The organism is Coleofasciculus sp. B1-GNL1-01 (assembly GCF_040220235.1).
Classification (GTDB): domain Bacteria; phylum Cyanobacteriota; class Cyanobacteriia; order Cyanobacteriales; family Coleofasciculaceae; genus Coleofasciculus.
The window spans coordinates 17,371-36,648 of the sequence record NZ_JAVJTO010000118.1; the positions used below are offsets into that span (position 1 = coordinate 17,371).

14 protein-coding genes are annotated in these 19,278 nt (G+C 46.1%); 11 read left to right on the plus strand and 3 right to left on the minus strand.

All coding sequences use genetic code 11. From position 1 onward, the window contains the following. The first annotated feature begins 482 nt into the window (after positions 1-482). The 7 genes from RID53_RS28580 (at position 483) to RID53_RS28610 (ending at position 8,616) form a co-directional block, all read left to right on the plus strand. Positions 483-2,003: an RAMP superfamily CRISPR-associated protein gene (locus RID53_RS28580; protein WP_446391321.1), complete on the plus strand. Its 1,521-nt coding sequence runs from the start codon at positions 483-485 to the stop codon at positions 2,001-2,003. Between the two features lie 139 nt (positions 2,004-2,142). After that, positions 2,143-3,603 (plus strand): hypothetical protein, encoded by a 1,461-nt coding sequence (locus tag RID53_RS28585; RefSeq protein WP_446391322.1) that lies wholly within the window; start codon positions 2,143-2,145, stop codon positions 3,601-3,603. 398 nt (positions 3,604-4,001) lie between these two features. After that, a complete protein-coding gene (locus tag RID53_RS28590; RefSeq protein WP_446391323.1) occupies positions 4,002-6,500 on the plus strand; it encodes a Cas10/Cmr2 second palm domain-containing protein in 2,499 nt (832 codons plus the stop codon). Positions 6,501-6,547: 47 nt separating this feature from the next. Continuing rightward, positions 6,548-6,988, plus strand: coding sequence for a hypothetical protein (locus tag RID53_RS28595; protein WP_446391324.1), 441 nt, complete (start codon positions 6,548-6,550; stop codon positions 6,986-6,988). A 152-nt stretch (positions 6,989-7,140) separates the two neighbouring features. Beyond that, the gene (locus RID53_RS28600; RefSeq protein WP_446391325.1) at positions 7,141-7,500 is read left to right on the plus strand and encodes a hypothetical protein; all 360 of its coding nucleotides are present in this window, start codon (positions 7,141-7,143) and stop codon (positions 7,498-7,500) included. A 228-nt stretch (positions 7,501-7,728) separates the two neighbouring features. Next, on the plus strand, positions 7,729-7,890 hold the full coding sequence (locus RID53_RS28605; RefSeq protein ID WP_446391326.1) for a hypothetical protein: 162 nt from the start codon (positions 7,729-7,731) through the stop codon (positions 7,888-7,890). Positions 7,891-7,986: 96 nt separating this feature from the next. Beyond that, positions 7,987-8,616 (plus strand): precorrin-8X methylmutase, encoded by a 630-nt coding sequence (locus tag RID53_RS28610; protein ID WP_446391327.1) that lies wholly within the window; start codon positions 7,987-7,989, stop codon positions 8,614-8,616. Between the two features lie 247 nt (positions 8,617-8,863). Here the strand turns inward: RID53_RS28610 and RID53_RS28615 are convergent, their stop codons facing one another. Together RID53_RS28615 and dapB are read right to left on the minus strand one after the other, a co-directional pair. Then, the gene (locus RID53_RS28615) at positions 8,864-9,562 is read right to left on the minus strand and encodes a phosphate ABC transporter permease (protein ID WP_446391328.1); all 699 of its coding nucleotides are present in this window, start codon (positions 9,560-9,562) and stop codon (positions 8,864-8,866) included. A 65-nt stretch (positions 9,563-9,627) separates the two neighbouring features. Next, on the minus strand, positions 9,628-10,455 hold the full coding sequence (dapB, locus tag RID53_RS28620; protein ID WP_446391329.1) for a 4-hydroxy-tetrahydrodipicolinate reductase: 828 nt from the start codon (positions 10,453-10,455) through the stop codon (positions 9,628-9,630). A 123-nt stretch (positions 10,456-10,578) separates the two neighbouring features. Here dapB and RID53_RS28625 point away from each other — a divergent pair, with 123 nt between their 5' ends. The 4 genes from RID53_RS28625 (at position 10,579) to RID53_RS28640 (ending at position 17,451) form a co-directional block, all read left to right on the plus strand. Beyond that, positions 10,579-11,043 (plus strand): ATP-dependent zinc protease family protein, encoded by a 465-nt coding sequence (locus RID53_RS28625; protein WP_446391330.1) that lies wholly within the window; start codon positions 10,579-10,581, stop codon positions 11,041-11,043. An 8-nt stretch (positions 11,044-11,051) separates the two neighbouring features. Then, complete coding sequence (gene rimK, locus RID53_RS28630; protein WP_446391331.1) at positions 11,052-11,957, plus strand: 30S ribosomal protein S6--L-glutamate ligase; 906 nt, start codon at positions 11,052-11,054, stop codon at positions 11,955-11,957. A gap of 139 nt (positions 11,958-12,096) precedes the next feature. Continuing rightward, entirely contained in the window at positions 12,097-13,053 is a 957-nt protein-coding gene (locus tag RID53_RS28635) for a succinylglutamate desuccinylase/aspartoacylase family protein (protein ID WP_446391332.1), read from the plus strand. Positions 13,054-13,248: 195 nt separating this feature from the next. Further along, on the plus strand, positions 13,249-17,451 hold the full coding sequence (locus RID53_RS28640; protein ID WP_446391333.1) for a CHAT domain-containing protein: 4,203 nt from the start codon (positions 13,249-13,251) through the stop codon (positions 17,449-17,451). A 508-nt stretch (positions 17,452-17,959) separates the two neighbouring features. Here RID53_RS28640 and RID53_RS28645 read toward each other — a convergent pair. After that, positions 17,960-19,261 (minus strand): NAD(P)/FAD-dependent oxidoreductase, encoded by a 1,302-nt coding sequence (locus tag RID53_RS28645; protein ID WP_446391334.1) that lies wholly within the window; start codon positions 19,259-19,261, stop codon positions 17,960-17,962. Positions 19,262-19,278 lie beyond the last annotated feature (17 nt).

The following is a 19,278-nucleotide window of genomic DNA, read 5'->3' on the forward strand; positions in this document are numbered from 1 at the left end:
TGGTTTAAATGCCGAACAGCTCAAAGCTTTGTCAACACTGACATCATCTAGGTTCGTAGTCAGCACTTTAGTGCCTTAAGCGCTGAAGCGCTGACTACAAACTTTTAAATTAGCGACATTCACCTCCTAACAAGAGGTTATGACCCGACATTCGGATGTTCGTCAAGGCTGACTTTGCCAGGTTTTAACACCTTTACCTCCTCACAGAGGTCGTGACCCCTCCATTTAAAACCCTTACCCCGCCTAATGTCCAGAGGCAGTTTGCGAAGCTTACCGATTTTGTCCTTCCAAACCCCCCACAATTCCCGAAAAAAATCGCTAGAATCCTTACCAGACAAGGCGGCGAAGTTTCCAACGAAAGAATAGGCATTTCAGCGATTTTGGTTAACCCTCGCAATTTGTGCAATGGTCACAAGACCCGAAACAACCCATTGAGTCAAGCTATAGTTGAAAAAGTATCATCCGGCTACCCCCCAACTATCATGCTACCCTTACCCACAGAACTCCCCCAGTGGTACACCGTTGAACCCACAGAAGAGAAAGGATGGACTCCCAAAACCAGTGACATTCTAGAAAAGCCGGAAAATCAAGATATCATTCAGGCGTGGAAAGGAACATTTGAACCAAACCCCTCCCATACCTACACCATTCGTCTAGATAACCTACAAGTTATCAGTCCCATTCAAGTCGGAGGTGGACGCTTTCCTGAAGGTGGCATATTACCCGCCCAAATTAGCGGTGTTCCCTATATTCCGGGTTCCAGTGTTCGAGGTGCTTTCCTGCATTGGCTACAGGTGAAATGGCAGGATTTATCCACGGCTGAACAAGAATTTTGGTCAACTCTATTGACCGCTAATCGCCAAAGCTGGCAACCGCGAACGATTCGATTTGAAAGTATTCGTTTAAAAAACCTTAAACCCTTTCCCCTAAATCCGCAACAACCCTGGCAGGTTTTCAATCAAAAAAGCAACAAACTAGGGATACAATGGCAAGTTTCCCCTCACCATCCGCTTCGTCCTAGTCCCGATAGATTCTGTCTGCAAGTCTTACTCCACGATAATCCCACTCCTGAACAAAAATCTTGGCTGGAAAACCGACTCACAGAAATGTTACAAGAACAAGGACTTGGACGAGGTACAGCTTCCGGTTTTGGTCGCTTAGCCAAATCTGTACCATCGGGACAGTGGGAACTCCAATTAACTGGAATGAAACCCGGTGTTCAACCCCACAGTCCCAAAGATAAACAAATAGGCAAATATCGTTGGAGTCCGCAAGTGCTACGGGCTAACTTACGCGGTTATTTTACTCGTTTAGCCCTTTATTTATTAAACCGCGATCGCGCCGAAAAATTGACGAGTATAATTTTTGGGGGGTTGGGGTGTCCGGCTCAATTAAGGTTAACCAGTTACCTGAAGCAGGTTGTCAAACCCCGTCCTGGAGATATACCCAGCAATAGTTACACCAATATTCCCGCCCAAGATGCTCATCAAACCTGGCGAATTTCTGTTAACTGTAATTCCCCCTTTCAAGACTTAGTGGGTGGATTACTGGATTTAGCGAGTCGTTTGGGGGGAATGGGTCCGGGTTGGCGCAGACCCCCGCATCAGTTGGAACGGTTTAATGGGTTTCGGGGGAGTGAATTTACCGTCACGCCTGCGAACTCTGAGCAACTGTTAAATGAGTTAATTGATTCTCTCAAAGATGTGATTAGGAATTTGGCGCAAAGGTATGGCTTACGGCTTTTGCCTAATCCAGTTTCTGTTCCAGGTAGTATTATCAGCATTTGGCGGGGAAAATCAGACCAGTGGCGCGATATTGTCCATGGTGTTTGCAGTACCACGGCTAAGAATCGTCCGGATTGGTGTGGAAATACTCAGAATCGCCCGTCGGGTTATGCTGTGCGACACTATGAAAGTTATTGTCTGATTACTGTATTTGATTCTAGGGTGGAAGCGACGTTAAGACGACAAGGTTTTCAGTCGATTTGGTCGGGGATATCTTGATTGAGCAACGTAATAGGTTTCTAATGTAAATTAGGATGGGTGGCGAAGACAGCGCTTACTACGAACGCCTAAGTAATAGGTCTCTAGTGTAAATTAGGACAAGTAGCGCTAAAGCGCTTACTACGAACGGAGTTTGATCATGCCACGTTATTTAATTCTGCAAGTTTTGGGGAGTAGCGATATTCTTGTCGATTCGGAATCAGGGACTAAAAAGTTAGAGGCTTGTTATACTTTGGCAGATGTCCAGGCGGCACAACAATGGAATGATGAGGACTTTATTCATCAACTCGAACGGGTGGATTTTCCTCTGATTCGCCAAGTTTGGCAAGAACAGAAAAATCAGGCTGAACTGTATTGGGGAATTATTTTAACCAATCAGGTGGACTGGATGCAACACCAGGATGAGTCGGGTGAAGGGTGGAATGATATTGTTACCTCGGATGGATATTGGTGGCGCAATATCTTAGAAAACTGGTGTCAGCAGCAGGGGATTAATTATTATCCGATTTTCCTTAATGTTGGTGCTGATATTCCCAAAGGGGCGGCGGATTGGGACGGAATGGCAAAGCAGATTGATCCTTTATTAAACGGATTAATTCAATTTGAGTCGAGTCGGATAGTTTTTACTCCCCCAGCGGGACAAACAATTCCAGTTGATCAGATTCTTGTCCAGCACAGCAGTGGAACTCCGGCTTTGAGTAGTGCGCTGTACCTTTGGGGAATTGAGCAAAAGTTAGCTAAACGAGAGATTGAATTTATCTATATTTCTCGACAAGACTCAATTTCGTATTTCCATTCTGGCACTCATTGGCAGTGGCGATTAAAAGTGCCTCAAATTAGGCAGTTGTTGGCAATTCAAGATTTCGCTGGGGCGAATGAATTGTTAGCGGATCATCCCGATCAAACGCTGCGGGAAACCTGCCAATATCTCGATCGCGCGGTCTCCTTTAATCTCGCCCAACTCAATCTAGGCTTAACTCCCCAAGATGAAGTCATCGAACGGATCAGTATTGCTTTGTGGAGTGAACAAGCCTTTCGCGATCGCGGACAGTGGATGCATTGGTATTTGAGAGTGGCGGGGGCGTTTGAACTCGCGATCGCTTGTTTAATTATTCAGCGAGGATCGGGGAATTATCGATGGAATAAAGAGAAGGGTAAGACGTTCTTAGAGTACACTGACCCGAATACAGGAAATACGGATAAATTTAATCGGAATATTGGCATTAAAAAGAGAGTGACTGATTTATTAAGTCACGGATCAACGTCAAAATATAAGGTTGACAAAATTCAGTCTAACCCCGATTGGGATAAGTTCAAGGAGTTTTACTGTGATAACCAGTGGCAACTCGATGCTCAAACCCAAAACAGTTTTATCTATCTCAGAAATGACTTATACCATGCTTTGCTGGGGGACAGTATTGATAAAATTTTAGATGCTCAAAAAGAAGCTTGCGGATCAGTCAATCATCCCGATCATCCCTCAGAAGTTGCCGTGCAGCAACTGCGCTATATTATCGAATTGGCGGGGTTATCGTCCCAGGTACAGCAGCGAGTTCAGGCGTATGAATGTAAGGTTAATGATATTAAAATATGCCTCTAAGGTTAAAATACCAGAGGACGACCTGACCCCATGGAAAGGGCGACCCGATCCCATTGAACTGATATCTTGTACCTTTTTCAGTAAGCCCTAACATCCGCCAAGAACTCAAGTTCTTGGCTAAAAGCTCAAGTCCACTAAAGTGGACTCAAATTCTTAAGTAGTCGGATAAAAGAAAACAGGACTCATGAAGTTTTGTAAATAGCCCCTAAACCCTTAACAATGACGTAGCTTCTGGCGAAAGCAATTTCTCCACTGTTAACTTTAATGATATCCACTTACTTATCTAGTCAGCTTTAGCTGACTTTAGCTTTCAGCCTTGGGTTTAAACCCAAGGCGGTTGGTGAGACTTTTTTCTCCCATCTCCCTAATCCAAATCAACCTGATCTAAATCAAAGCCAATGAATCTGCAAGATTGGTTAATTAAGCAGCAAAACTTATATCCAATTCTTCCGCAAGCCGAACCTCTCCTATCTACCCATCCCGTGAGTGGAGAATGGCAAAATTCCTCTCATCTAAAAAACCAGGTTTGGTGGGGAGGTGGGGCGAGTCAGGAGGCTTGTCAGCAAATTGATTTGGGCAATACTCCTACCCTGACCCAGATTGGAGTAATTAGCTTTGGTCCAGTTCAATCCTTTCTGGGGGGTGGACAACGGCTGAGAGATTGGGCGGTGGCGTCTTGGTTGTGTCATTACCTATCTGCTGTTCTCATTTATCGCTGGGAGGAGTGGGGTGGTAAGGTGTTGTTACCCCTGCACCATTCCTCCCCCTTGGTCAATTGGTTGCGAGGTTCTACCTCAGTTGATCAGCGGTTTTGGCGTCCGGAATTGCCCAATGTGGTGACGGGAGTATTTCCCGAATCCGATAGTTGGTTAGAGAACGTCCAGTCACTGATCCAACAGGAATGGGGACGATTACTCAAAGGTTTAGAACAAGCCGCGATCGCACACAATTCCCAACTCCTCAATGGGATTGGCTGGCGGGTGATTCATCGCGATCATCAATGTCTGTGGTCAGTTTACACTGAGTCTACTCCCATCCGCGTGGGACAGATTGTTGAGGATATCGCCAACCTACACCAAGGAATTGAATCTCAGAAACTGGGTCGCGATTGGCAAGGAACCTGGTGGGGGGGACGAACTAGCCCAAGTGCAGGTCATTTATCCATTTGGCATCCCGGCTTGCAACCGATTGACCAAGGCGGAACCTGGGGATTAGAGAAACCCATCCTGGATCAATGGTGGGAACGGGCGGCAAAAGAGAGTAAACTCAAAGGACTCTTTTCAGAAAGCGATCGCCTCAACAGTATTGAAATGCTGAAGCGGTTAGCCTCAGTGCCAGATATTATTGTGCCAACCCTAAAACAACTCTGGGGGAAAACGCCACCGGATTGTCCTTGGGGACAATTTCCCGATCGCACAGCGGCGGCGGCGGCTTGGATACCCACCCAGCCTCAGGTTAATCTCGATTTGTGGAATCAAACCCTGCAAGGGCTAGAACGGGATTATTTTTCAACCTTACCCCAAAAAACCCAATGGGGTATGCCCAGGGCAGATCAAAACGGACAATTTACTCATCCCCGTAGCTTAGAACGGCGCAATATAGAGGATAAAGAACTCTTAGAAATTTGGCAAAGCGACATCCCCAACAGTTGGCAAAGCACCATTGAATGGACAGTCGGCTGGCGGGGAGATGGGGACAATATGGGCAAATGGCTGTCTGGCAAACAGTATCAAACCCTGAAATTACCTTGGTCAAAATGGCATCCGAACGCTGAACAGATCACCCACTATAACTTAGGCATCCAACCGCCGAACGTACCCAACCAAGCCCGACAACTAGAGTTACCCCACATCCTCGACTTGTCCCTATTATTCAGTTTATGGAATGAACTTCTCTATGCTTTAACCGAAGTGCATCACGATAGCAAAGTCATTTTTGCTGGTGGGGATGATTTCCTCTTACTCGGACCCCTCACCGAAGCCATTTCCCTAACCCATGACCTACACGCCCTTTGGACAGGCAAACCCTCTCCCTTAATTCAACCTCTCACTCCCCCAGTAGACGGCTGGGTACAGTATCAGGATCAACTCTATCCGATACCGGGGGAAAAAATGCACTTCAGCTTAGGTATTGTCATTGCCCAACGGCGAATTCCCCAATCCCTTTGGCATCGCGGCTTAAATCAGGCATATAAACAGGCAAAATCTCAAGGACGTAACCGCGTCTGTATCCAAGTTTTATTTAATAGTGGTCAATCATTACAGTGGGTTTGTCCCTGGTCTTTATGGAATTTACTCATGCCCATTGAACCCACAAAAGAAGGCAAAACCGAACTCAATGCTTGGGAGAAACTATTAACCTATTTGGAAAGCACCCGCTTGCGGGATGTATCTATCTTTACAGTGGGAGACTTAATCGATACTCTCTGGGCGAGTGTGGGTATTCCCCTCACCTGGGAACAGGTATTAACAGTAGGTCGCCGCGATTATCATGTTTATCTGCGCTGGTTGAAATTAAACAATGTCCAGCATTGCACCGATACTTTACCCCGACCCGAACAAATCCCCAATAATCGGCTGATTATAGTACCCGATGATAGCATTAACATCATCGTCGATATGGGATTAGTGCGGCAACCGAGGGTCAGTTTAAAAAACCTGGATGAGATTGATCAAGCCGCAGAACGTCAAGAGAATCCCGATGAAAACACCAGTTTAGTCAATAATCTGTTTTCAGTCGAAGGCTTTCCTCCAGGGGCAGTCTTTCTGATTAGTTGGACACCCAGGGGTAAGGTGGAAGAGATAGAGAAATGGGAGAAATTTCTCGACGATGAACATTTTCTGGGGGGATTGTGGAGTGTGGGGTATGGGCGAATTCAGATTTCTCAGATTGAGTAGGCTACGTTTCACTTACATTATAAAATGGTCTTATTTTAATTATTGATATGCCCAGAAAACCTGTCGAAACCTATGAATTAGATCGAGAAGTCTTTCAACGGCTTAAACAAGGAAAAGATACCTTTGATGATTGGCAGGGGGCAGCTAGTGGGATTGGGGATTATGTCGCGAGTTGGGGTGTAGAACGCTTCTGGGCGATGTCTCGTTCGCCAATTTTACGAGGAGGAGAAACCTCCAAAGAAAAGGATGAGAACGAGGGGCGGCGTTATTTTGCCTGGGGAGTGGCGCGAGAAGTCTTATGTAAAATTGTCGGGAATGATTTAAGAATTCGTCAGGATATGACGACAGAAGAGTTTCAGAATCGATTTAGAGATTTGGAGTTTAATCAGCAGGTTTTGTTAACGGATTTACTCATGGAAATTTCTGAAACGATTCAGTTTTGGACGATGCGATTAAAAGATGCCCGTGAGAGTAAAATTGAGCCTTAGTCGGTCAGTAATTGTAGGTTGGGTTGACGAAGGAAACCCAACTTATTAGCAACAGAAGCAGAATATCTCTCAAATTAGGAAACTGGCGACCAACCCAAGCCGGGACAAATTTGTTACCTGTTCCCTGTTAAGAGTTCCCTTTCCTAACCAAAATGTCCAGCCCTCATGGGCGAGGGGGTCTGATTTTGTGCCGACAAATGCCCAAAAATCTGCTCCAAAAATCGCTGAAACCCTTACAGGACAAGGCAGCGAGAGAGTCTACGAAAGAATCAGCCTTTCAGCCATTTGCCCACCCCCTCGCCGAAACTCTACTCTATGCGCGATCGCTCCCTATAGATACAACTTTCTCACCTCTAGGTTATTGCCAAGATTACATCCCAGGTGGCAAAATTAATTTAATCTATCAATTCAACGAAAACAATGCTGAAAGCCGTAGTTGTAGTTCTAGTGGTGGCAGAGCTAGTATTATTGACTGCGTTCCGACTAGCTCCAGCGCAAGCAACACCCTCTGATTCCCAAGTGTATACCTGGGGATTTTTACGTCCCGGAAGTCAACAATTAGTTTGTAAGCAGATTACTATCCATCCTGAAAAAGAGGTTGTTTCCCAAACCTCGCACCATAAATCGATAAAGATGTCCTCTAAATCTAAAATTGTTGAGGATAGCTACTGTTCCCATTTAACCAAACCGTTTGCATAGCGTCGATTGTTGTAACAGGCGGTTGACAATACAAGCAGAGGATGAACCAACTCCAGAAAAAGGGCGACCCGACCCCATTGAGTGGATTGGTGTTGTTCATTGATGCAGGCGGGTCGCCCCTACAGGTCGGATTAATTTGTATTACACGCTACATTATCCTTCAGAGGCAAAATGCGCGATCGCAAGCCGTTTCTGTCTACTGAATGTAAGAATAGTTTGATAAGCTATCTAGGAAGCTGACCTAGGGTCAGTCCTAAAGTTTTCACGGCTCAAAAATCGGGTTGGGATTGAGAGACACCATGGAATGGCACGGAACAGATGCTCAAAGTTTGGCAATTATCGATCGCGAAATTGGCGCTCATACCTTTTCACCCGCCGAATACGAAATTGTGCGCCGGGTGATTTATGCAACAGCCGACTTTGAGTATCAAAAGCTGATTCGGTTTTCCGAACGTGCGTTACAAGCAGGCGCGGCGGCGCTAGCGGCTCGGACTACAATTGTGGTAGATGTGCCGATGGTACAGGTGGGAATTACGCCTCACATTCAAGAAACCTTTGCCAATCCCGTCTATTGCAGCATGGAAGCCATCACCCGCCCGCAAAAAGACAAAACGAAGGCGGCTTGGGGAATTCAAACCCTAGCCAGACGTTACCCAGAGGGGATTTTTGTGGTGGGTCAAGCACAAACGGCGCTAACAGCATTGGTGGAACTGATTGAAGCAGAGGAAATCCGTCCCGCCTTAGTCATTGGCACACCTTCAGGATTTGTTGAGGTCGATGTTGCCAAATCCCGACTCGAAGATTCCTTAGTGCCTCATATTCGCATAGAAGGGCGTAAAGGGTCATCAGTTGTCGCGGCGGCTATTGTTAATGGACTGGTAGACTTAGCATGGCAGGCGTATGGGCAGGATAGTACCAGTGTAAATTGAATCCTTCGAGGGTATGGGTTGTAGGGGCGGGTTTAGGGAATTACATTTCGTTGATTGATAATAACGTTTGTTCAAAACCCGCCCTGACCAATTTTGTAGGGGCGGGTTTTATTACTATCGTTTCTTTCCTTACCCAAATGTAACTAAACCCGCCCTGACTAATGCAGCTTGGCAGAAATCATCAAACAGCTAAAACCTTCCCCGCTTCCCAGACGCGCCATGGCGCGTCTCTACATGCTTCCCCATCTCAACGCCGACGACGCCGAGTCTTGACCACACGGTTAGCTGGATAATCGTCCTCCTCGGTTTGAGTTAACTGGCGACTAACCTGATTAAACACAGTGCGCTGTACATAAGGATAGTCACTTACCCAGATATTCAAGCGAGGAATATAAATATCACTACTCTTAGCAATACGGGATAAATCAGGCTGATTCGACATCACCACCATCTGGGCAATTTGACCAGGAACAATGCCTTTGTGAGTGCGGCGTAGCGGTGCTTGTAGCAGAGTGCTAAATCCGCTCTCGTCACCGACTTCTAAATTCAGGCGTCGCTCCCGATTTTCCACAATCACCAACTCGCCCCGATTGTTGACATTTTCTTCAGTACCAATCAATTCTTCGGTGACAAAAACATCCAAGACTCGACCTTGCCAGAAGCCACTATATTTATAGCGACGTATCTCAATATTACGCCGACTTGCCCAGTAGACCGGACTCCAAAACCAGTACAACCCAGCGATAATTCCTAAGAGAAAGAGCAAGGGATCAAACCCCTCACCTAACAAGAGTCCTAAGAGCAATACAACGACAACAGCGACAACCGAAATCAGCAGTCGCTTTAAAAAGTCTGGGAATTTTCCCCAGTAATAAGCATACTGGGAACTTGTAGCAATCACAGGAATGAGTTGCTCAAAGCTCTGGCGGGTAAGTGGTACTAGCATGGGTTTTAGTCATTGGTCATTTGTGGCAGGGAACAGGGAACAGGGAACGGAGAATTCATTATTTATTACAATATTTTATCCAATCCGTAGACGAGAGATTTGAGCTGAGTCACTTGGCGAATAGCAAGCAAGACACCTGGCATATAACAAGAGCGATCGCTAGTATCATGACGTAGGGTGTAGATTTGACCGGTAGCTCCAAAGATGACTTCTTGGTGAGCGATTAAACCGGGTAAGCGGACACTATGAATGCGAATGTTGTCATTGGCGACACTTCCCCTCGCCCCCGCCAGTTTTTCGGTTTCTTCTACTTTAGCGGGATTATAGGTTTTGCCGAGTCCGGCTAATTGTTGAGCGGTTTGAATCGCTGTACCGCTTGGGGCGTCGGCTTTTTGATTGTGGTGGAGTTCGATAATTTCAACGTGGTCAAAATACTGGGAGGCTTGAATGGCGGCTTGTTGCAATAAGACCATGCCAATGGAAAAATTGGGAATGATTAGAGCACCTGTGCTAGCTTTTTCGGCAAATTCGCCCAAGTCTTTGATTTGATCACTCGTGAGTCCCGTTGTACCGACAACCGGACGAACCCCATAAGCGATCGCGGTGCGAACATTCTCATAAACGCTGTCAGGGTGGGTAAAATCCACCATCACCCCTTGCACTTGTTCCTGAGTCGCCATGACTAGCGTAGCTTGCAGATCATTCAGAATCGGAATTTCCAATGCACCACAACCTGCGATTTCGCCAACATCTTGACCCATATAGTTCGGGTTATGATCGACGGCACCAATCAAGGTCATATCATCGGCTTGACTGACCGCCTTAATCACTTCACGACCCATTTTACCCGCCGCACCGTTGACAACAACGGGGATGGGAGATGCATTTGTCATGGTTTTGCTCTATCCTTGAGACTCGTCAAGGGAATTTTAGCTTCTTTTGGCGATAGGCGGCGTTGTAGAACACAATGGTAGGGGCACGGCATTGCCGTGCCCCTACAGGTATTGCCGTGCTTTATGTCCAAATCTTTATCCATTATCGGCTGGCGGGAACGAGTCGCCTTGCCGGATCTAGGAATTTCCCAGATTAAAGCTAAAATTGACACCGGGGCGCGTTCCTCCGCCTTACACGCCTTTGATGTCGAAACCTTTTCACGGGATGACAAAACCATGGTTCGGTTCAAAGTCCATCCCTATCAACGCGATACCCATCGCACCGTATCCGCCGAAGCGGAACTGATTGACCAGCGACAGGTTCGCAATTCTGGGGGTCACGCCCAGTTACGACCCGTGATCCAAACTATGGTAGAACTAAACGGGGAGCGCTGGTTGATTGAACTCACCCTGACGAACCGAGATGTCATGGGATTCCGAATGCTGTTAGGGCGTCAAGCTGTCCGCAAACGCTTTTTAGTGGATGCGGGTCGGTCTTTTGTCCAAAGTGCAACCGGGAAGCGCAAACTTAAGCAAACGACTCTATAGTTCTTGATATGAAAATAGCTATCTTGTCCCAAGATGCTTCGCTATATTCCACGCGACGCCTCAAGGAAGCGGGGGAAGCGCGGGGTCATGACATGCGGGTGATTAATTACCTGCGTTGTTATATGAATATTACGTCTCATAAGCCCAAAGTGGTGTATCAAGGGAAAGTTTTGGAAGAGTTAGATGCGATTATTCCTCGCATCGGTGCGTCTAAGACGTTTTATGGGACGGCTGTGGTGCGCCAATTTGAAGTGATGGGGGTGTTTACGGCGAATGAATCCCAAGCCATTTCTCGTTCTCGCGATAAGTTACGCTGTCTTCAGATTCTCTCCCGTGAAGGTGTGGGACTTCCGGTGACGGGGTTTGCTAATTCGACTCAAGATATTGATGGGTTAATTGAGATTGTTGGCGGTGCGCCTCTGGTGATTAAATTGCTGGAAGGGACTCAAGGGATTGGGGTGGTTCTCGCGGAAACTCATCAAGCGGCGAAGTCGGTGATTGAGGCGTTTCGCGGTTTAGATGCCAATATTTTGGTGCAGGAGTTTATTAAAGAAGCGGGGGGTATGGATATTCGCTGCTTTGTGATTGATAACAAAGTTGTGGCGTCGATGAAGCGACAAGGCGCACCGGGGGAATTTCGTTCCAATCTGCATCGGGGTGGTAATGCTGCACAAATTAAGTTAACTCCTGAGGAACGTAGTACGGCGGTACGGGCGGCGAAAGCGATGGGATTGAGAGTGGCGGGTGTGGATTTGTTGCGATCTAATCATGGTCCGGTGGTGATGGAAGTTAACTCATCCCCTGGTTTAGAAGGGATTGAAAACGCGACGGGTGTGGATGTGGCGGGGAAAATTATTGACTTTTTGCAGAAAAATGCAGCATCAGGAAAAACCCGCGATCGCATTCAGTATTAGTTTGTCCTTTGTCCTTCGTCATTTGTCCTTTGTTGGTTGTATGCAAAAGTTTAGTTAAAGAAAGGGTGAGGGAAGAAATGATAATCGTGAAACCCGCCCCTACACACAGACGCGCCATGGCACGTCTCTACATTGAACTGTGAATCATGAAACTCTAACAATTGGTGGGATTACGGTTGCGCCTGGAGAACGGAAGCGCACAGAAATTCCGGTTGCCCGCTTACCTACGCAAACGCTGCTTTCATTACCGATTACTGTGATTAATGGTGTGCAGGCGGGTCCACGATTGTGGATGAGTGCGGCGATTCATGGGGATGAAATTAATGGGGTGGAAATTATTCGCCAAGTCTTAGAACGGATTAATCCGTCTCAACTTCATGGTGTCCTGATTGCGGTGCCAATTGTTAATGTTTTTGGCTTTATTGAACAATCCCGTTATTTACCCGATCGCAGAGATTTAAATCGTTCCTTTCCTGGTTCCCCCCGTGGTTCTCTAGCCTCTCGTTTGGCAGACTTGTTTATGACTGAAGTAGTGAGTCGCTGTACCCATGGGATTGACTTGCATACGGCGGCTCAACATCGCACAAATTTACCCCAAATTCGGGCGAATTTGGATGACTCAGAAACCTATTCCTGTGCTAAAGCCTTTGCTGCACCCCTGCTGATGCATTCAACGGTACGGGATGGATCATTGCGTCAAGCGGTAACCAAGCGAGGTATCCCGATTCTCTTGTATGAGGGGGGTGAGGCGTTGCGATTTGATCCGGATGCGATCGCAATCGGTGTAGAGGGTATCCTCCGGATGATGGTGGGGTTAAAGATGATTGAGTTGACGTTCTCTGAGTCTTTGCACCCATCACTAGAAGTTAAGCAAAGTAAGTGGGTACGAGCGCCTCGGAGTGGGATTTTGCGCCTCACTGTTAAATTGGGTCAGCGCGTTGACAAAAAGCAAATTTTATGCATTATTTCCGATGCCTTTGGTGAGAATAGCATTAAAGCGTATGCACCCTTTGATGGTTTAGTGATTGGTCACACGCAGAATCCGTTGGTGAATCAGGGGGATGGGATTTTGCATTTAGCGGTTTTGAGGGATTAGGGGGCAGGGAACACCTCGGCTTCGCTCGGTTTGTCTTAGGCAATAGGCAATAGGCAATAAAAGATGACACAACTCATTTAAAACCGTTACATTATAAATTGTTTTAGCGTTTTTTAGATTTTTGTTGCTAGAGGAAAAATTAAGCCGAACACTGGGATAAAATTCAGTTGGTCTGTGCCAGGAACAATCAACCTGATGAAATCTACTCAGTGGTGCAAAATCTGCCTGTTAACTCTCTTAGCTGGAACAGTAAGACTGGTAATAGCTGCTCCAGTATTGGCTCAATCCATTATCGAAGCCACAGGCGTTAACAGTACTGGAACAACTGTTATTCAAAATGGCGATAACTTTGATATTCAAGGTGGCAGTTTGTCAAAGGATGGAGCGAATTTATTCCACAGTTTCCAAGAATTTGGCATTGATTCAGATCAAATTGCTAATTTTCTGGCAACGCCGGAACTGAGAAATATTCTGGGACGAGTGATTGGCGAAAATCCTTCTATTATTGACGGCTTGATTCAGGTAACCGGGGGAACAGCAAATTTATATTTAATGAATCCGGCGGGAATTATTTTTGGCGCGAATGCTCAACTGAATGTCCCGGCTGATTTTACCGCAACAACGGCGACAGGAATTGGGTTTGGCAATAACTGGTTTAATGCATTGGGTGATAATAATTATCGGGACTTGGTTGGAGAACCCAGTCAATTTGCCTTTGATTTATCCCAACGGGGAATCATTATTAATGCAGGCAAATTAGCAGTTGAACCTGGACGGGATTTAGCCCTATTGGGTGGACAAGTGGTGAATACAGGAACGTTGACGGCATCTGGGGGAAGGATTGCAATCGCGGCGGTGCCGAATTCTCGTTTGGTGAAAATCTCTCAATCGGGACAAGTGTTAAGTTTTGAGGTGGAGTTACCGAGGAGTAATGCGGGGTTAATGTTACCGACAAACCCTCTGGATTTAGCCGCGTTGTTAACAGGTCCAGGGAATACCGTGGAAACTGGGGTCGAGGTAACCCCATCGGCAGAGATACAGACGGATGCTGGGGGAATTATACCGAATCAGGTTGGGGTTGCGATCGCGTCAGGAAAAGTTGAGTCGGGTACAGGTCATATTTCAATTATCGGTAGGGGTGGAACCGAGGAGAATACGATTTTAGGTATTCCCGGTATCCAAATTAGTCAGGGTAGCCGTGTCGAAGCAATTGGACAAGGAACAATTACTCTCAACGGTACAGGAGGAAGCGGGGGAATTTTCAGCGAAGATAATCCAGGAAATCGGGGAATTTGGATTAAGAATACTACAGTATCTTCCCAAGATGGCACCATTCATTTCATTGGCACTGGGGGTTCTGGGGACAATGGCTTACATTATGGTGTTTCTATTGGTAATCAGGGGGGAATTGTCCAGTCAACGGGAACAGGAACGATTATTTTTGAGGGGATTGGCGGGAATGGAGGAGAAGGCACGTTACATGGTAGTCAAGGGATCAAACTTGACCAAGCGGGTTTAGTTCGTACCCAAGATGGGGATATTCAGCTAATTGGTGAGGGGGGAACTGGTTCAAATCAATTTAACCATGGGGTTGAACTGTTTCGCAGTTCTATTGTTGAGGTAACCGGAACAGGAAGTATTACGATTGAGGGAACTGCTGGCGCGGGAATAACAGAAAATCATGGGATTAGGGTTCAGGAAATAGATTCTAACCAGAGTAATACCTCTCGAATTACCGCCAGGAATGGTGCGATTTCTCTAATTGGTGTGGGTAAGGGAACAGGAGACAATAACTATGGCATTGATTTAAGAGGGGGTGGTGTGGAGACAACCGTCGGTGGAAATCTAACCCTTGAGGGAATCGGTGCTAATGGTGCAGCCGGAATTAATGTGCAAGATGGTTTTATTCAAGCCAGAGGAACGGGAGAGAGTACGACAACGTTGATTGCGGATCAAGTTCAGGTGATTGATGATCCGAATTTCCCGCAAACGCCACAAGTCCAAGGAACAGGAATGGTGGTGTTATCTCCTCTTGACCCGACTGTCGATATAACCATTGGAGATACAACGAATAGTAATAGTAATACTTGGAATCTGGATGCCGAGAAACTGAATCTATTCCAAGATGGATTTGAGCAACTTGTGATTGGTGGGGAAGAGAATCAGGGTACAATTACGGTGGCAGATGACATCACCTTTAAGGTTCCAGTAATTTTGCGATCGCCTGTTGGTTCAGGGGCAATTGATACCACAGGCTTCACGATAACGGGTACTCAAGATGCCACGATTACACTGCAAGCGAATCAACGGATTACGACAGGTACAATTATTAATCCAGGTCGGGCAATTACTTTAACCAGTAACGGGTCGATTGATACTCGTAGCGGCATCCTCGATAGTCATGCTCAAACTAACAATGGGGGAACGATTAGTTTAAGCGCTGTTCAAGATATTACCACGGGCGATATTAATGCCAGTTCGGGAAATGGTCAAGGGGCAACGATTACATTAACCAGTCGTGATGGAGAAATTAATACGAATGATCTCAACAGTTCTGGATTCAGTGGCGGTGATATTTTAATTGATGCGGCGACAGCAATTACAACCGGAAAAATTAATAGTAGTGGTACTATCGGTGATGGTGGTAATGTTACTTTAGACCCTATTGGCGATATCCAAGTTACCTGGATCAACGCCCAAGGCGGAAATAATGGTCAAGGCGGTCAAGTTGATATCACTGCTGGTCAATTTTTCCGCGCTACGGGAACATTTATTGACCGGAATGGGATTAGCGCTAGCATCTCTACGGCTGGAGGATTGGGTGGAGATTCTATCACGTTGAGACATGGTGGAAATGGTGTCATTCCCTTTATCGTGGGTGATGGGACAACGAATGGAACCAGGGGAACGATTACCAGTGGCGATTTCACGATTTCTCCAACTCAATCTTTTCTATTTACTCATCAGGTGGGCAATATTCAAATTATCAGCGTTGATTCTCCACCAATTTTGCCTCCGGAGTCCCCCACTTCAGAAACTAACGCTTCTATCAATCCTGTTAATTTACTCAAACCTCTGACTGAACCCACTTTACCTCCCGACAAAGACGAACCGCCGGAAATCGAAATTGACACCCAGGTTGCTAAATGGGAGGAATCGTTAACCCGTGACTATGAAACCTATTTAGGACTCCAAGATACTGCCATTTTGACTCTGGCAGATGCCCGGGCAACTTTACATCGTATCGAACAAGCTACAGGGGCTAAACCTGCACTTATCTACGCCGTTTTTGTACCCACCACAGTAGCGCCCCAAACTCGCAGCCAAGACAGTCAATCTTCAGCCAAGGAGTCTCCCTCACGAGATAGTGATCAACTCGAAATTATCCTCGTCACCGCCAATGGAGAACTCATACGCCGCCCTATACCGGGTGCAACCCGCGAAAAAGTAATGGATACTGCCAAAAAATTGCGCCGCGCCGTTACGGATACTCGCATTCCTCGTCCCTATCAACGTTATGCCCAACAGTTGTATCAGTGGTTAATTGCACCCTTAGAAACAGAATTAAAGACGCAAGAGATTAATAATCTAGCCTTCATTATGGATCAGGGATTACGTTCCCTACCTCTGGCTGTTTTGCATGATGGGGATAAATTTATCATTGAACAATATAGTATCGGTTTCATGCCTAGTCTTTCGCTTACCGATACCCGCTATCGGGATGTGAGAGATGTGCAGGTTTTAGCTATGGGTGCGTCTCAATTTACGGATCAAAATCCCTTACCGGCTGTACCTACTGAATTATCCGCGATCGCGACTCAATTATGGCAGGGGAAATCGTTCCTTAATGAAACCTTTACCGCCGCTAATTTGAAAACAGCCAGGGCATCTCAACCCTTTGGAATCATCCATTTAGCCACCCATGGTGAATTTAAATCGGGTCAACCCAGTTCTTCTTATATTCAGTTTTGGGATCGTAAACTCAGACTGAGTGATATCCGCCAATTGGGATTACATGACCCCACGGCTGAACTGATGGTATTAAGTGCTTGTCGGACGGCTTTAGGGAATGAAGAAGCGGAGTTAGGATTTACGGGATTAGCGGTACAAACTGGGGTTAAATCTGCCCTAGGAAGTTTATGGTATGTCAGTGATGAAGGCACGTTAGCCTTAATGACAGGTTTTTATGAACAATTACAGCAATCACCTCTGAAAGCCGAAGCATTACGACAGGCACAATTAGCGATGATTCGCGGACAAGTGCGATTAAAAGATGGTTACTTGATCACGCCAAATCGTCGAATTGCTTTACCGCCAGCATTAGCTAATTTGTCAAAAAAGGAACTCACTCATCCTTATTATTGGAGTGCGTTTACTTTAGTTGGAAGTCCGTGGTGAGAGAGTTTTGAACCACCGCTAAGCCCTATTGCTGTCCAATATTATGGCAAATCAAACTAACAATTTAGCACACTAAGTATAGCAACCGCCATAGCGGTTAGGACACATCATTTATGTAGAGACGCGCCATGGCGCGTCTCTACAATGGTGCTATTGCCTATTGCCTATTGCCTATTCCCTGGCGCGTAGCGCTATAACTGCTCTCGACTCGCCCTGCTCGCCCTGCCAAATGTGGTAGTTTCCGATAATTAATTATACGCAATTTAGGGTTACATAGAGAAAATTAACACTTTATTTTTAGGCAATGGTTTATGTCGATTTTCCTTGGTTTTTCTGATACCTGATGTAGGGCGACCCGATAAAATTTATAGGTCAATTGTGTTCATTTTTGCAGCGGGTCGCCCCTACCATTCAATAAACGCTTACCTGACAAGGGATTGAGCGATTTAAATTTTTCTTGATATGTCCTAACCTTAATGCGTAGTGCTATACATAAGAAGAATGACGATTACTCCTCTGGATTAGTAATTAACCGAGTGCCACGATTCCGGGTGAAATAACTCCATGCCCATTGCACCATAACGATGATTTTATTATCAAATTCAATTAGGAAAAAGATATGCACAAAAATCCAGCTTAACCACGCCAAAAAGCCGGAGAATTTCACAAATCCGAGATTCACCACCGCCGCATTGCGTCCAATCACGGCTAAACTACCATAGTCTGTATAGTGAAATTGAGGTAATGTTTCTCCTTTGAGACGTTTTTGGATTAAATTGGCTACATATTGCCCCTCTTGCATGGCAACGGGGGCGACACCGGGTAAGGGTTTGCCGTCGTCGTATTGGTGGGGGAAATTGGCTAAGTCACCGATGACAAAAATATTGGCATATCCTGGTACAGTCAGATCAGGATTAACAATTACTCGTCCAGCGCGATCGCACTCTACCCCTGTAGCCTTTGCCAGTACCTCTCCGATGGGGGAGGCTTTCATCCCAGCAGCCCAGAGGATCGTTTTTGCGGTAATCTGTTCAGTGCGATCGCCGCTTTTAATCGTCACCTGATCCTCGTCTATATTGGTAACCAGCGTCTTTGTCTGTACCTGAACCCCTAAATGCTCAAGTTCCGCTTGCGCTTCGGCAGATAATTGGGGTGGATAGGGAGGCAATACTCGATCCATTCCTTCTAATAAAATAATCTGAGTTTCTGCGGTATCAATGTGGCGGAAATCCTGGTTTAATGTACTATGAGCCAGTTCTGCTAATGCCCCTGCCAATTCTACTCCTGTCGGTCCACCGCCGACAATCACAAAGGTTAACCACGCCCGACGTTGATCAGGATCAGCTTCTTTTTCTGCCGTTTCAAATGCCGATAAAATGCGTCGCCGTATTTCTAACGCATCTTCAATGGTTTTTAATCCAGGTGCTTTCTCTGCCCATTGATCGTTGCCGAAATAGTGATGACTTACACCTGTCGCCACAATTAAAGTATCATACTTAATCGTGTTACCATCCTTAAGTTTAATCAAGCAATCCTGAGGATTGATATCGATCACTTCTCCCATTAATACTTGCGTATTTTTCTGACGCTTCAGTACGGCGCGTAGGGGAGAAGCAATATCGCCAGGAGATAAACCACCTGTAGCCACTTGGTACAACAGAGGCTGAAATAAATGAAAATTACGTTTATCAATTAACGTTACTTGAACCGATGCCCTCGCCAGCGATTGGGCGGCATAAAGTCCACCAAACCCACCACCTATAATTACTACATGTTCAGGGGATTGATTATCAATTGCTGCATTAACCATCAGTTATCGTTTCGTTC